Source organism: Planococcus donghaensis, assembly GCF_001687665.2.
Taxonomy (GTDB): domain Bacteria; phylum Bacillota; class Bacilli; order Bacillales_A; family Planococcaceae; genus Planococcus; species Planococcus donghaensis.
Genome location: NZ_CP016543.2, coordinates 1,506,236 through 1,521,119 on the forward strand (window position 1 = coordinate 1,506,236; position 14,884 = coordinate 1,521,119).

Sequence of the window (14,884 nt, forward strand, 5' to 3'; positions counted from 1 at the left end):
TAGTTTGACAATCGAATCGATGAAAAACACAAAATTTCCAACTCATACATACAGTGAATGGCAACAAGCAGCTGAAAAAGCAATTAAAGGAAAGTCTTTTGAAGACACTTTGAAAACGCCTACAATTGAAGATGTCACGCTTGAACCTTTATATACAAAAGACATGCTTGACCGATTAGGAAGCTATTTACCCGCTCAAGTTGCAGCTATACAACATGGCAAGCATCAACCGAGTTGGCTCGTGTCTCAAGAAGTGACAGCAGACTCTGCAGCAGAATATTTAACGTTGATGAAAGATGATTTGTCCCGGGGAAATGAAACTGTCGTTTATACAGGTTTCCATAAATTCGAGTGGTCAGACGAACAATTAACTGAATTGGCTCAACTGATTGTCGAATACCCGCTTTACTTCAAATTGTCAGGAGATGACCAAGATGTTTTGCGGGTGTTTGATTTTATCGCCCCAGAAAAGCTATCTCAATTACAAGGTGTCATTTTTTCTGAAGAACCAGTAAACGCACCAGATAACGTACGGACCCAATTAGTCGATACGATTCCTATTCATCACGCTGGAGGAACGGCAGTACATGAATTAGGTGTGGCACTTAGTATTTTGGCTGAACAACTGGTTAATAACGACTTTACCGAAACCACTAAAAATACGTGGATTCGTTTTGCAGTAGATACACAATTTTTCCAAGAAATTGCTAAATTGCGTGCATTCCGTGTATTGTGGCAAGCTTTTTGTTCCGCGTATGGTAACGAAACACCGAAGCTTCCTGTATATACAGAAACGTCTGTTCGTTCTTATTCGAAACTTGATCCGTATGTCAATTTATTACGCGCAGGAAACTCAACGTTTGCAGCAGTTCTTGGTGGAACGGATGCGCATACGGTTCATCCGCATGACTTTTTAACAGAGCCAGATTTATCAAGTCGACGCATTGCGCGTAATGTGCAACTGGTGATTAAAGAAGAAGCGCATGTATCGCATGTGGTAGACCCTGCTGCAGGATCTTATTTTATCGAAACATTAACGAAAGAATATGTAGAAGCGGCATGGAACTATTTCTTGGAGATCGAAAATATTGGTGGCTATTCTGAAGCTATTAAATCTGGATGGCTGACAGATGATATCCAAGCAAAATGGATCGAGCGAGAAAAAAATGTAGCTACACGTAAACAATCGCTTATTGGTACAAATATTTATGCAAATCCACAAGAGACCGTAAAAAATGTCAAAACAGATGATAGTCACATTGAATACATGACAGCGAAGCGTTTAGCGACGCCTTTTGAAAAACTTCGAGCACAAAGCAAAGCGAAAAATTTAAACTCTGCAATTATTTTAGTGGAACCGTTAAAAAATATAAAAGCTCAAGTGGATTTTGTATCTGGGTTTCTTGCAGTTGGCGGAATTGAAGCGAAAGTAAGTGGACATCTGCAAACAGCTGAAGAAATCAATCAATTTCTAATAAATGAAAACCTGGACTATGCCGTACTATGTGGATCGAAAGAAGCGATCGCTAACTTGGTTCCAAAGTTAAAAACAGAAGTAAACATTGATGTCGCTGGCAAGTATCCGAGAGAGCAATTAAATGAATGGCAACAATACGGAGTGAACGACACAATCTATTCTGGCAAACACATTACTTCTAAGCTCGCGAACATTCTTGCTTTAGGAAAGGAGGCGCTATAATGTCAAAACCTGATTTTTCCAAAATAACGTTAAATGATTTAGCAATTGCGGCTAAAACGGTCGAACATCAAAGCGCTTTTACTACCAATGAAGGCATCGATATTAAGCAAATTTATACAAAAGACGATATCAAATTTCTGGAAGAAAGTATGCCAGGATTTGCGCCTAATTTACGTGGACCTTATCCGACAATGTACGTGTCACGCCCCTGGACAGTGCGTCAATATGCTGGATTTTCAACAGCAGAAGAAAGTAATGCTTTTTACCGCCGCAATTTAGCGATGGGACAAAAGGGGTTGTCCGTGGCATTCGATTTAGCGACGCATCGTGGTTACGATTCAGATCATGAACGAGTAGTAGGCGATGTGGGGAAAGCTGGCGTTGCTATTGATAGTGTGGAAGACATGAAAATATTGTTTGATGGTATTCCGTTAGATCAAATGTCTGTATCCATGACAATGAACGGTGCAGTTGTGCCCATTATGGCATTCTTTATCGTAGCAGCTGAAGAACAAGGCGTGTCACCTGACCAATTGGCTGGGACCATCCAAAACGATATTTTAAAAGAATATATGGTACGTAATACATATATTTATCCCCCAGCCATGTCGATGCATATTATTGCCGATATTTTCAAATACACATCCACTCATATGCCGAAATTCAACTCAATTTCAATTTCGGGTTACCATATTCAAGAAGCAGGAGCAACAGCAGACCTCGAGTTAGCTTATACACTTGCAGATGGCTTAGAATACGTCCGAACAGGTCTTGCAGCAGGGATTGATATTGATCATTTTGCCCCGCGTTTATCGTTCTTCTGGGGCATTGGGATGAACTATTTCATGGAAGTTGCCAAAATGCGTGCAGGACGTGAAATTTGGGCGAAAATGATGAAGACATTCGATCCGAAAAACGACAAAGCCCTTGCTTTACGAACGCATTCGCAAACATCGGGCTGGAGCTTAACCGAGCAAGATCCATTTAATAACGTTACGCGTACGTTAATTGAAGCAAATGCAGCAGCTATGGGTCATACACAATCCCTTCATACTAATGCGCTTGACGAAGCAATTGCATTGCCAACTGATTTTTCAGCACGAATTGCACGTAACACGCAATTATTTCTTCAAGAAGAGACCATGATGACCAATGTGATTGACCCGTGGGGTGGCTCGTATTATGTCGAGTCCCTAACGAAAGAATTAGTGGAAAAAGCATGGGAGTTAATCGAAGAAGTTGAAGAACTTGGCGGCATGGCAAAAGCGATTGAAACCGGTTTGCCGAAAATGCGGATTGAAGAAGCAGCAGCAAAAAAACAAGCGCAAATCGATTCAAATGAAGAAACCATTATCGGTGTGAACCGATACCGTTTAGATCAAGAAGATCCGATTGATATTTTAAACATCGACAATACAATGGTTCGCAAAACACAAATTGAGCGATTAGATCGCATGAAAGCAAATCGAGATGACGACAAAGTGGCAGCTGCGCTAGAAAAATTAACGCAAGCTGCACAAAGTGGAGAAGACAATATTTTAGCTTGTGCTATTGAAGCAGCAAGGCACCGAGCATCTCTTGGTGAAATTTCCGATGCTATTGAAAAAGCATCTGGGAGACATAAGGCGGTGATTCGTTCAGTGAGTGGCGTTTATAGTTCGAATTTCTCTAACCAGCAAGAAATGGAAATTGTAAAAGAAATGACTGAAGACTTTATCGAAAACGAAGGACGTCGTCCCCGTATTTTGATTGCGAAAATGGGTCAAGATGGTCATGACCGCGGAGCAAAAGTCATTGCGACGGCATTTGCTGACTTGGGCTTTGACGTGGATATTGGACCGTTGTTCCAAACGCCTGCAGAAACAGCCCAACAAGCAGTGGAAAATGATGTCCACGTTATTGGGGTGAGCTCACTAGCGGCAGGTCACATGACGCTAGTGCCAGACTTAAAAGCCGAACTTGCAAAAATTGGTCGGGAAGATATATTAATCGTGGTGGGTGGGGTTATTCCTGCACAAGACTACGAATTTTTACGTAATAATGGAGCAAGTGCTATTTTTGGTCCAGGGACAGTAATTCCCGTTGCTGCACAGAAAGTAATTGAAGAAATTTATGTGCAGCTTGGTTATGAGGAAGTGGCTGACTGATGAGCCACGAAAAAAACTCCAGGCGTATGATGGAAGGTGTTCATGAAGCGCATGATGGCATGAAAATTTTGCCGCGGAAAAAGTTTAAAAAGCCCCTTTCCGACAAACTGGATATTCAAGAAATTGCACAAGGGGTCAAAAGTGGGTCGCGTCTATATCTTGGAAAAGCAATAACTTTACTGGAAAGTTCAAATCCTGAACACAAACAAAATGGCCAAGAATTATTAAATCAATTACTGCCTGACACGGGGAATAGTTTACGTCTTGGCATCACGGGTGTTCCCGGAGCAGGAAAAAGCACCTTTATTGAAACCTTTGGCGAAATGTTAACGAGTCTTGGCCATCGTGTTGCAGTACTAGCGATTGATCCAAGCTCTTCTCTGACAGGTGGCAGTATACTAGGCGATAAAACTCGTATGGAGCAGCTTGCACGTAATCCGAAAGCCTTTATCAGACCTTCACCAACTGCCGGAACACTCGGTGGTGTGCATAAAAAAACGCGTGAAACAATGTTGTTATGTGAAGCGGCGGGATATGATATTATATTGGTAGAAACAGTAGGTGTCGGTCAAAGTGAAACTTTGGTACGGGGTATGGTGGACATGTTCCTGTTGCTCGTTTTAACAGGTGCTGGCGACGAACTGCAAGGCATGAAAAAAGGAATACTAGAATTAGCAGATGCAATTGTTGTTCATAAAGCAGACGGAGAAAATGCGCGTTTGGCAAAGAAAACTGTTGCAGAATACAAACAAATGCTGCATTTTCTGCAACCGGCGACAGAAAGCTGGACGACCAAACCGATTGCTGCTTCTTCTATTGATAGTACCGGCATACCTGATGTTTGGGAAATGATCCAAGAGTTTGAAACAACGGTAAAAGACAGCGGCTATTGGAAAAAACGTCGACAAGAACAGACAAAAGATTGGTTCCGCTCGATGATTACAGATGAGCTGCATAGCCGCTTTTTTGACGATGCCAGTCGTAGAGAATTGGTTAAAGTACTAGAAAAACAAGTGCTTGATGACGAATTGACGGTAGCTCAAGCGATTGTGCGACTTTTTGAGTAGGCTTTTTTGCAAGTCCGTTAAACACCTGCTATGATTAAGAAAGCACTAATAAGGAGTGGTATTTGATGAGCATGGACTTTAACTTCCTGATGAATGATATAGCTACACAAGCGCGCCAGGAATTGATTGATGGTGGATATACACAGTTGGAAACAGCTGAAGACGTGAACGAAGCTTTTTCTAAAGAAGGAACGAGCCTTGTAATGATTAACTCTGTATGTGGATGTGCCGGCGGTATCGCTCGTCCAGCTGCATTGCATTCGATTCATTACGATAAGCGCCCAGATAACTTGTTTACGGTTTTTGCAGGTCAAGATAAAGAAGCAACTGCACAAGCACGTGCAATTTTCGGGGATGATCACTTACCGTCTTCGCCATCTTTCGTTTTCTTAAAAGATGGAAAAATGGTTGATGAAATTGGTCGTCACGAAATTGAAGGTCATGATCCAATGTCTGTTATTACACACATTCAAGCAATTTTCGAACAGCATTGCGACGAAGTGTAAAAAGAAATGCCTCTTAATAGGGGCATTTTTTTCATGTCAATAGTTGGAGGGAACAATGAAACTGAATTTAAAGCCATATTCAATTGGGTATCGCACAATGAAAACCGCGTTAGGTGTAGCTATAGCTATTTATTTAGCGCAATTGTTGCAACTCGATTATTATGTATCTGCCGGTATTTTGACGATTCTTTGCATACAACCCACAAAGAAAAAGTCAATTCGTGCCGCATTTTCTCGTTTTATCGCCAGTTTAATCGGCATTGTTTATGCATTTATCTTTTTTGAAGGAATAGCCTATCACCCAATTATTATTGGTGTATTAATTGTTCTTTTTATTCCTTTATTGGTTACTTTACGATTTCAAGATGGGTTTGTCTCGAGCTCCGTTATATTGATGCATATTTACGATGCCAAACAGCTAAGTTTTGACTTGTTAATTAACGAAATAGCTTTAATGGTAATAGGATTTGGTACAGCATTAGCGGTGAATATGTATATGCCCAGTATCGAGAAAAAGCTGGAAAATTATCGCTATGAAATTGAAGGATTGTACGCGTCTATTTTTCGTGAAATTGTCGTTTACTTACGTGAAAGAGAATCGTTATGGAGTGGCCAAGAGTTGATGGATGCGAGAAAACTATTAGCAAAGGCAAAAGCACTTGCTTATCAAGACGTTGAAAATCACATCACACGTCATGAAAACAAATACTATCATTATTTTGAAATGCGCGAACAGCAACTTGAAATTATTGAACGCATCTTACCGAAAATCACGTCTTTGCCGGTCATTGTAGACCAAACGGACTTAGTCGCTGATTTTTTAGAAGATTTATCGGAACATGTTCACTCAGGAAATACAGCATATCGATACATTTCAAAGCTTGACAAAGTAAAAGATAACTTCGCCGAGCTGCCACTTCCTGATAGTCACGAAAAATTTCTGGCAATGGCCGAACTCTACCAAGTCATTCACGAAATGGAAGCTTATCTTGAAATCAAACAATCCTACAAAGGGTTTCACACAAGAAAAGCGGAAGTGCCTGTTTAGCTCCGACAGGCATAAGACGGACCAGCGTAGTGGCGCTTTTGCCGCGTAGCTGGGCTGACTTATGACCCGAGGAGCTAGGCACTGGAGTCTGGACAAAGAAAAGCGGAAGTGCCTGTTTAGCTCCGACAGGCATAAGACGGACCAGCGTAGTGGCGCTTTTGCCGCGTAGCTGGGCTGACTTATGACCCGAGGAGCTAGGCACTGGAGTCTGGACAAAGAAAAGCGGAAGTGCCTGTTTAGCTCCGACAGGCATAAGACGGACCAGCGTAGTGGCGCTTTTGCCGCGTAGCTGGGCTGACTTATGACCCGAGGAGCTAGGCACTGGAGTCTAGCCACAAGAAAAGCGGAAGCAGCCGTTAAAAACTAAAAAAGGACATTCCGAAAAATTCGGAATGTCCTTTTTTTACTTAATTAAAGTACAAAGCTCAAGCCAAACATAAAGCTTGATAACAGCATAATAGCAATCATCGCATAAACAATAAACTTACGGAATGCAGCGTTTCTCATTAGTGATAAACTCCTTTATCAAACAAATCTATTGAGCAAATCATATCATAGATTCGTGTAAAATTGAAGAGACACGCTATAGGTTTCCGAATATTCACGAACAACTAGAGTTTTTAGCGGTGAATCTGTACAATAAGAGAGAAGTCAGAAAAGGAAGTGAAAATGGGATGAAAAAAGTAGATCATATCGGAATTGCTGTACGGGATTTGAATGCTGTCCTTCCTTATTACACGGATACGCTCGGCCTTCCGCTTATGAAAATTGAAGAAGTGGAATCTCAAAAAGTGCGTGTGGCATTTATTGATGCAGGCAACGTCAAATTGGAATTGCTTGAACCAATGGCTGAAGAAAGCGCTATCTTCAAATTTTTAGAGAAAAAAGGCGAAGGCATTCATCATATTGCTTTTGGAGTGGTTGGCATCGAAGAGCGAATGGAAGAATTGCGCGAAAAAGGTGTACAGTTATTGAACGACAAGCCGAAACCTGGAGCTGGCGGAGCGATGGTCGCCTTTTTGCATCCAAAATCATCAAACGGAGTATTATACGAACTTTGCGAAAAAGAGTGATTAGGAGTGGGGAAAATGGATATTTACGAACGAATTAATGAGTTATATGATCGCAAACGTGAAATTGAACTTGGAGGTGGCGAAGAACGCATCGACAAGCAACACGAAAAAGGCAAGCTAACAGCACGTGAACGTATTGATTTGTTGCTTGATGAAGGATCATTTGTAGAGTTAAGTCCATTTGTAGAACATCGCACAACTGATTTCGGCATGGCTAAAGGACCTGGTGAAGGGGTTGTTACCGGATACGGGAAAGTAAACGGTAGACCGATTTATTTGTTTTCTCAAGACTTTACGGTTTTTGGTGGAGCTTTAGGGGAAATGCATGCGAAAAAAATTGCCAATGTTATGGATTTAGCAGCTCGTAATGGTGCACCGTTTATTGGCTTAAACGATTCAGGTGGCGCACGCATTCAAGAAGGTGTGTTATCACTTGATGGCTATGGTCAAATTTTTTACCGCAATTCGATTTATTCGGGCGTTATCCCACAAATTTCCGTAATTATGGGGCCTTCTGCCGGTGGAGCAGTTTATTCACCAGCGATTACAGATTTTGTCTTTATGGTTGATAAAACGAGTCAAATGTTTATTACAGGACCGAAAGTTATCGAAACCGTAACAGGCGAAAAAATATCTTCTGAAGATCTCGGTGGGTCAAGAGTACATACAGCAATTAGCGGGAATGCACATTTCCGAGGAGACTCAGAACAAAAAGTGCTTGAAATGGTTCGTCAATTGATAAGCTACTTGCCACAAAATAATACGGAAATGCCGCCTCGCCTAGAAGGTGGAGAGGAAGACGATTATCGTCCGGATTTAGCAGATGTCGTGCCTTTTGAAGCAATTCGTCCTTATGATGTGCGTAAAGTAGTCGACCAAGTTGTGGACAAAGACAGCTTTATGGAAGTACAACCAGAGTTTGCGCGCAACATTGTCATTGGTCTCGCTCGCATTAAAGGCGAAACCGTTGGATTAGTGTGTAACCAACCAAAAGTAATGGCGGGCGGACTTGATATAGATTCATCTGATAAGGCAGCGCGCTTTATCCGATTCTGTGATTCGTTTAATATTCCATTGATCACATTTGAAGACGTGACTGGATTCTTCCCTGGGATTAAACAAGAACATGGCGGAATTATTCGTCATGGGGCAAAAATCTTATACGCTTATTCAGAAGCAACAGTTCCAAAAATGACGGTTATTTTACGTAAAGCATATGGCGGTGCTTATGTCGCGTTAAACTCGAAGTCTATTGGAGCTGATTTGGTTTATTCATGGCCAAACGCTGAAATTGCGGTTATGGGACCTAATGGAGCGGCGAATATTATTTTTGCGCGCGAAATTGCCGCAAGCGAAAATCCAGAAGAAACACGCGCAGCAAAAATTGAAGAATACCGGGTAAAATTTGCGAATCCATATGTAGCTGCAGCTCGAGGAATGGTTGATGACGTGATCGATCCACGCGAAACGCGGATTAAATTGATTCAAGCATTAGAAATGATGCGCAATAAAAAAGATTCTCGACCTGCAAAAAAACACGGCAATATGCCACTGTAAGATATAGAAGGAGTGCTTGTAATGAATAATGAACGATTGATCAATGAATTTTTGGAACTGGTTCAAATCGACTCAGAAACAAAACATGAAGGGCCAATTTCGGCTATATTGCAAACGAAACTAGAAGCTATGGGTTTTCATGTCGTAATTGACGAATCTGCTGCAGTAACTGGGCATGGTGCAGGAAATATTATTGCGACATTACGTGGTAGCTTAAGTGAAGTTCCGGCTATCTACTTTACAGTTCATATGGATACCGTGACGCCTGGAGTTGGCGTTAAACCTGAAATTCGTGATGGCTATGTTTATTCGGATGGAACAACTATTTTAGGAGCGGATGATAAAGCCGGTATCGTTGCTTTATTTGAAATGATTCGTGTGCTCCAAGAGCAAGAAATTCCGCATGGTGATATTCAATTGGTTATCACGGCTGGAGAAGAAAGTGGTTTAGTTGGGGCAAAAGAGTTAGACTCTTCTTTACTAATTGCCAAGTATGGCTATGCAGTAGACAGCGATGGCAAGGTAGGCGGAATTGTAACAGCTGCCCCAAACCAAGCAAAACTGTGGACGACCATTTACGGCAAAACAGCTCATGCGGGAGTAGCGCCTGAAAAAGGCATTTCGGCAATCAGTATCGCTGCAAAAGCTATCGCTAAAATGACATTAGGCCGGATTGATGAAGAAACGACTGCGAACATTGGGCGTTTTGAAGGTGGCGGAGCGACGAATATTGTATGTGACGAAGTCCATATTTTATCAGAAGCTCGTTCAATTAGCGAAGACAAATTGGCAGCACAAACCATTCACATGGAATCGGTCTTTGAACAAGTGGCTGAAAATTTGGGAGGACGTGCAGAAACAAAAGTGCAATTAATGTACCCAGGTTTCCATTTTGATGATATGGATCCTGTTGTGGAAATTGCTCAAAAAGCAGCTGCTAATATTGGACGTCCGTCGCCCATTTTAACAAGTGGTGGAGGCAGTGATGCAAATATATTCAATGGTTTTGGGGTTCCGACCGTCAATCTTTGTGTCGGCTACGAAGAAATTCATACTAAAAATGAACGTATGCCAATCGAAGAACTCGAAAAGTTAACCGAATTATTGGTTGAAATTGTGAAAGAGTCAACGCAAAAGTAAATAGTAGAGTGATGATGGAAAGAGAGAACAGGATGTATGTTCTCTCTTTTTTTGATACACTAAAAGAAAAGGAAATGAGAGACAGTGCTATGGCAAGCAGAGTGATATTTCATATTGATATGAATAGTTTTTATGCTTCTGTTGAACAGTCGCATAATCCAGAATTAAAAGGAAAAGCGATTGCCATTGCGGGAAATCCGAAAGAGCGAAAAGGGATTATTGTCACTTGTTCTTACGAAGCAAGAGCACATGGCATTTATACGACGATGCAAGTACATGAAGCAAAACGAAAATTCCCTGAGCTGTTATTGTTGCCACCGAACTTTGAACGGTACCGGGCGGCATCAAAAGCGATGTTTGAAATTTTGCGTACATATACGGATCTGGTGGAACCGGTGTCTATTGATGAGGGCTATGTCGACGTAACCGAATTGATCGAAACGCGTCATGCATTGGAAATTGCGGATGAAATCCAGCAACGGCTGTTGGCAGAGTTGGATTTGCCTTGCTCAATCGGCATTGCACCGAATAAATTTTTAGCAAAAACAGCTTCTGACATGAAGAAACCAATGGGAATTACCGTGTTGCGTAAGCGAAGCATCCAAGCTTTGCTGTGGCCAAAGTCCGTCATCGAGATGCACGGGATTGGTGACAGTACAGCTGCACGTTTAAAAAGTTTGAAAATCGAAACGATTGGTGAGTTAGCAACTGCGAGCGAAGGCTTGATCAAAGAAAAAATGGGGAAAAACGGCTTGCGCCTCAGAGAGCGAGCAAATGGAATTGACGACCGTCCAGTAGATCCAGATTCTATTTACGACACAAAAAGTGTGGGAACGTCGACTACTTTACCGGTAGATGAAACAGATGAACAAAGTTTAAGAGCTTTGTTTCGTCAACTTAGTGAGAAAGTGGCCAATCGTTTAGAAGCGAAAGAATTGGCCGGGTCCACTGTTAGTATTCAAACACGTAGTTCCGATTGGAAAAACAGAACACGCAGCATCACTTTAAACAATACGGTTTGGAAAGCTGATGACATTCAACGAACGGCATGGCAATTGTTCACTAAACATTGGAACGGGGAAGCGTTACGGTTGATTGGGGTAACAGTTTCTAATGTGGCAAGTAAAGGCGATATGACCGAACAATTATCGATCTTTAATTTTCAAGATCATGTAAAAGAAGAACCGATTCTGGATTTGATGGCTAAACTTGAAAGTCGATTCGGGAAAAGTGTTTTGACGCGAGGCACCAAAATCAAAAAAACCAACTACGATTCAAAAACAAGTTTTAGCAAAGATTTTTTGGATGATCACGACAGAAAGTAGGGAAAGTATGCAGTTATTATTTCTAGGTACTGGAGCGGGAATGCCTTCTAAACAACGGAACACTTCCGCACTGGTACTGAAATTGCTTGAAGAACGGGGAACCGTTTGGTTGTTTGACTGTGGCGAAGCAACACAGCATCAAATTCTTCGGACTACAGTAAAACCGCGCAAGATTGAAAAAATCTTTATTACACATATGCATGGTGATCATATTTTTGGCTTACCCGGTTTGCTTGGGTCTCGTTCATTTCAAGCAGGTGAAGAGCCGCTTGATATTTATGGACCTGTAGGCATTAAAGAATATATCCAAATGACGTTAACACTCAGTCGAACTCATTTAACGTATCCGATTGTTTACCACGAACTATCTGAAGGAATGACATTTGAAGACGAATTGATGACAGTGGAAACGCGTTTATTAGATCATGTAATCCCCTCTTACGGATTTCGCATTACACAAAAACCATTACCTCCAAAATTACTAATCAACAAAGCCTTGTCTCTTGGAGTTCCTAAAGGTCCGTTATTGGCAAAGCTAAAAACTGGACAAGACATCGAGCTTGCCAATGGTCAGTGGGTGCGGAGTGGTGACGTAACAGAACCTGAACAACCGGGATTTATCGTGACGATTTTAGGCGACACGCGTTTTTGTAAAACCGCAGTAGAATTAGGTCGCGGTGCAGATGTGTTAGTACACGAAGCTACGTTCGACGCAACTGCTAAAAAAATGGCGGCAGAATATGGTCATGCAACTGTCTATGACGCTGCTGAAACTGCTCGATTAGCAGGAGCGAATACGTTAATCATGAATCACATTAGTGCTCGCTTTTTACCTGAAGATGAGAAGTTTTTATTAAAGCAAATGAAAGAACAGCATCCACGAGGATTTATTGCGCATGATTTTGCAGAATTTGAATGGCTACAACAAGAGAAAAAAATAAGGAAAAAATGAGGAAGTCATCTTAAATATATGGCTTTTTTTGGATAAAAGCAAAATTATTTCTGGAAATAATAGAACATATGTTCTTTTTGTGATAAAATAAAGTTACAGCTGTATGAGGGCGGTTTGGCCATTCCCGAGGAAAGGGGGTGGTAACATGACCATTGCCGAATCATTCGGTCTCGTATTTACGAGTATCGGATTAACGATTAGCGCATTAACACTTGTCGTTTCTATGATTTTGGTCATTAACAAAAAAAAATAACCGTCCCATGTGGCGTGGAATGACGGTTACTTTTTAAGCCTGTATTCCAGCCAACCGCTCTCGTAGCGGCATACAGCTGGCCGAATGCGAAAGCATTCGGTTTTTTGCGTTATCTTAAGTATACTAAATTTGAAGCATTTTGCAACTGCCTTATAGCCAACCACGCTTATACGGCTCTGGAGCGGTTATTTCAGCGTTTAGCTCTTTTGCTGCTGTATATGCCCAATAAGGATCGCGAAGCAGTTCGCGGGCTAGGAAGACCATATCCGCACGATTGTTTTGAAGAATTTCTTCTGCATGCAAAGGACTAGTGATCAAGCCAACGGCACCTGTTGCGATTGGTGTTTCTTTTTTGATGGTTTCAGCAAAAGCCACTTGATAGCCAGGGAATACTGGAATGCGAGCAGGGACAACAGCTCCTGAACTCACATCGATCAAGTCGACGCCTTGTTGTTTCATCCATTGACACATTTCTACATATTGATCGGCAGTCATGCCGCCTTCACTATAGTCATGAGCTGAGATACGGACAAATAACGGACCATCCCAAACTTCATTGACAGCATCGATCACTTTTCCTAATAACCGGTAGCGGTTTTCAGCACTGCCACCATATTCATCTGTTCGTCGATTTGTTAAAGGAGATAAAAACTGATTGAGTAAATAGCCATGTGCACCGTGAAGTTCAATTACATCAAAGCCTGCTTTTTTTGCCCGAATTGCGCCAAGTTGAAAAGCTTCAATGGTTTCTTCAATGTCTTGAGATGACATTGCTTTTGGTAATTTATAACTATCATCAAAAGCAAGCGCGCTTGCTGAATAGATGTCGCCATCAACAGTAGCTTTTCTCCCTGCATGCGCCAATTGAATTCCTGTTTTAGCTCCGTTTTGTTTCATTAAACGAACTATTTCGGATTGACCTTCAATATGAGCATCATCCCAAATGCCAAGATCTCTTGCAGAAATACGGCCTTGAGGTTGAACGGCTGTCGCTTCGGTGATAATTAGACCGACACCTCCAACTGCCCGTGTTGGGTAGTGGATACGGTGCCAGTCAGTTACTTGTCCATCTTCTTTGTCACTTTGATACATGCACATCGGTGCCATGACAATCCGGTTTTTAAAAACAACTTCTTTTATCTCGAATGGTTCAAATAACTTAGCCATGTACTGTCCTCCTTCTAGTAGTTCCAACTATAAAGTATACAGAAAGATTTATTTAAATTCTTTTCCAAGCTCTTTTGATCTCTCTGCAGCACTTGTTACACATTGATTGACAATCTCTTTAAAGTTGTTTTCTGCTAAAGAATTGAGGCCAGCAGCTGTCGTTCCATTTGGGCTTGTTACTTTTTTGCGCAATTCAGCAAAATCTTCTTGTTGGAGCATTTCAGCTGCCCCTGCAAAAGTTTGGCGTACCAATTTTTTTGCATCCGCATTTGATAGACCATTTGCGATAGCCGCTTCAGTCATGGCTTCTGCAAAATAATAAATATAGGCAGGTCCACTTCCGGCGACTCCGGTTACTGCATGTAATTGCTCTTCTTCCACGACTGTAACGCCGCCAATAGAAGACAATAACTTACGCAGTTCATGTTGCTGTTCAAGAGATACATGTTTGCTCCAGGCAACACCTGTCGCAGATTTACCGATTTTTGCAGAAGTATTTGGCATTGCACGTGCTACGGGGAAGTTACCCACATGTTTTTGGATCGTGTCGATTGAAACACCTGCTGCAACAGATACGATTACGGTATTGCCAGTTAATTTATCTTTTATCCCGTTAAGTGCAACCTCTACATCTTTTGGCTTCATTGCCAACAAAATGAAATTCGCATCTTTTAATTCGGTTTTTTCTTGGCAAACGATATTTACGCCGTACTCGTCACTTAAAAATTCTAGACGGTCTTGATCTGATTTGTTCATCACCGAAATTTCTTCTGGTTTCATAATGCGTTTATTTATCCAGCCATGAATCATAGACTCAGCCATTGATCCGGCTCCTACACAAACGATTTTCATATTCATCACTCTCTTTCCTCAAAATAAAAAGCGCATTCGTCCCTGTTATACAAGGACGAAAACGCTTTGTTTCCGCGGTACCACCTAAGTTTGCCATA

Annotated in this window: 13 protein-coding genes and 1 other annotated feature (1 of these 14 only partly in view); of the genes, 10 read left to right on the forward strand and 3 right to left on the reverse strand. The window is 41.6% G+C overall.

The features are described from left to right. Positions 1 to 4: 4 nt before the first annotated feature. The 5 genes from BCM40_RS07535 (at position 5) to BCM40_RS07555 (ending at position 6,467) form a co-directional block, all read left to right on the forward strand. Positions 5 to 1,699, forward strand: coding sequence for a methylmalonyl-CoA mutase family protein (locus BCM40_RS07535; RefSeq protein ID WP_083394486.1), 1,695 nt, complete (start codon positions 5 to 7; stop codon positions 1,697 to 1,699). Next, positions 1,699 to 3,846, forward strand: a complete 2,148-nt coding sequence (gene scpA / locus BCM40_RS07540; RefSeq protein ID WP_065526474.1) for a methylmalonyl-CoA mutase — start codon at positions 1,699 to 1,701, stop codon at positions 3,844 to 3,846. The genes BCM40_RS07535 and scpA overlap by 1 nt, the downstream gene beginning before the upstream one ends. Next, the gene (gene meaB, locus BCM40_RS07545) at positions 3,846 to 4,913 is read left to right on the forward strand and encodes a methylmalonyl Co-A mutase-associated GTPase MeaB (protein WP_065526473.1); all 1,068 of its coding nucleotides are present in this window, start codon (positions 3,846 to 3,848) and stop codon (positions 4,911 to 4,913) included. Before scpA ends, meaB begins: the two co-directional genes overlap by 1 nt. A 65-nt stretch (positions 4,914 to 4,978) precedes the next feature. Next, complete coding sequence (locus BCM40_RS07550) at positions 4,979 to 5,419, forward strand: BrxA/BrxB family bacilliredoxin (RefSeq protein ID WP_008499069.1); 441 nt, start codon at positions 4,979 to 4,981, stop codon at positions 5,417 to 5,419. A 55-nt stretch (positions 5,420 to 5,474) separates the two neighbouring features. Beyond that, positions 5,475 to 6,467, forward strand: a complete 993-nt coding sequence (locus BCM40_RS07555) for an aromatic acid exporter family protein (protein ID WP_065526472.1) — start codon at positions 5,475 to 5,477, stop codon at positions 6,465 to 6,467. Positions 6,468 to 6,878: 411 nt separating this feature from the next. On the opposite strand, the gene prli42 is transcribed toward BCM40_RS07555, so the two are convergent. Beyond that, positions 6,879 to 6,974: a stressosome-associated protein Prli42 gene (gene prli42 / locus BCM40_RS16390; protein WP_008430007.1), complete on the reverse strand. Its 96-nt coding sequence runs from the start codon at positions 6,972 to 6,974 to the stop codon at positions 6,879 to 6,881. Between the two features lie 167 nt (positions 6,975 to 7,141). Here prli42 and mce point away from each other — a divergent pair, with 167 nt between their 5' ends. From mce to rnz, 5 genes are all read left to right on the forward strand, one after another. Continuing rightward, on the forward strand, positions 7,142 to 7,540 hold the full coding sequence (mce, locus tag BCM40_RS07560; RefSeq protein WP_008430008.1) for a methylmalonyl-CoA epimerase: 399 nt from the start codon (positions 7,142 to 7,144) through the stop codon (positions 7,538 to 7,540). 15 nt (positions 7,541 to 7,555) lie between these two features. Further along, positions 7,556 to 9,097 (forward strand): acyl-CoA carboxylase subunit beta, encoded by a 1,542-nt coding sequence (locus tag BCM40_RS07565; protein WP_065526471.1) that lies wholly within the window; start codon positions 7,556 to 7,558, stop codon positions 9,095 to 9,097. Between the two features lie 21 nt (positions 9,098 to 9,118). After that, a complete protein-coding gene (locus BCM40_RS07570; RefSeq protein ID WP_065526470.1) occupies positions 9,119 to 10,237 on the forward strand; it encodes a M20/M25/M40 family metallo-hydrolase in 1,119 nt (372 codons plus the stop codon). An 89-nt stretch (positions 10,238 to 10,326) separates the two neighbouring features. Continuing rightward, positions 10,327 to 11,562, forward strand: coding sequence for a DNA polymerase IV (locus BCM40_RS07575; RefSeq protein ID WP_065527718.1), 1,236 nt, complete (start codon positions 10,327 to 10,329; stop codon positions 11,560 to 11,562). 7 nt (positions 11,563 to 11,569) lie between these two features. After that, positions 11,570 to 12,514 (forward strand): ribonuclease Z, encoded by a 945-nt coding sequence (rnz, locus tag BCM40_RS07580; protein WP_065526469.1) that lies wholly within the window; start codon positions 11,570 to 11,572, stop codon positions 12,512 to 12,514. A gap of 403 nt (positions 12,515 to 12,917) precedes the next feature. On the opposite strand, the gene namA is transcribed toward rnz, so the two are convergent. Together namA and proC are read right to left on the reverse strand one after the other, a co-directional pair. Then, positions 12,918 to 13,934 (reverse strand): NADPH dehydrogenase NamA, encoded by a 1,017-nt coding sequence (gene namA, locus BCM40_RS07585; protein ID WP_065526468.1) that lies wholly within the window; start codon positions 13,932 to 13,934, stop codon positions 12,918 to 12,920. A 48-nt stretch (positions 13,935 to 13,982) separates the two neighbouring features. Next, a complete protein-coding gene (gene proC / locus BCM40_RS07590) occupies positions 13,983 to 14,792 on the reverse strand; it encodes a pyrroline-5-carboxylate reductase (RefSeq protein ID WP_197681403.1) in 810 nt (269 codons plus the stop codon). Positions 14,793 to 14,834: 42 nt separating this feature from the next. Continuing rightward, positions 14,835 to 14,884 (reverse strand) — a binding site (T-box leader); it runs 156 nt beyond the window's last position.

Coding starts and splice junctions, on each gene's coding strand:
- namA (WP_065526468.1), bottom strand. CDS start 13,934: ATGGCTAAGTTATTTGAACCATTCGAGATAAAAGAAGTTGTTTTTAAA.
- BCM40_RS07575 (WP_065527718.1), top strand. CDS start 10,327: ATGGCAAGCAGAGTGATATTTCATATTGATATGAATAGTTTTTATGCT.
- scpA (WP_065526474.1), top strand. CDS start 1,699: ATGTCAAAACCTGATTTTTCCAAAATAACGTTAAATGATTTAGCAATT.
- BCM40_RS07555 (WP_065526472.1), top strand. CDS start 5,475: ATGAAACTGAATTTAAAGCCATATTCAATTGGGTATCGCACAATGAAA.
- proC (WP_197681403.1), bottom strand. CDS start 14,792: ATGAATATGAAAATCGTTTGTGTAGGAGCCGGATCAATGGCTGAGTCT.
- rnz (WP_065526469.1), top strand. CDS start 11,570: ATGCAGTTATTATTTCTAGGTACTGGAGCGGGAATGCCTTCTAAACAA.
- prli42 (WP_008430007.1), bottom strand. CDS start 6,974: ATGAGAAACGCTGCATTCCGTAAGTTTATTGTTTATGCGATGATTGCT.
- mce (WP_008430008.1), top strand. CDS start 7,142: ATGAAAAAAGTAGATCATATCGGAATTGCTGTACGGGATTTGAATGCT.
- BCM40_RS07565 (WP_065526471.1), top strand. CDS start 7,556: ATGGATATTTACGAACGAATTAATGAGTTATATGATCGCAAACGTGAA.
- BCM40_RS07550 (WP_008499069.1), top strand. CDS start 4,979: ATGAGCATGGACTTTAACTTCCTGATGAATGATATAGCTACACAAGCG.
- meaB (WP_065526473.1), top strand. CDS start 3,846: ATGAGCCACGAAAAAAACTCCAGGCGTATGATGGAAGGTGTTCATGAA.
- BCM40_RS07570 (WP_065526470.1), top strand. CDS start 9,119: ATGAATAATGAACGATTGATCAATGAATTTTTGGAACTGGTTCAAATC.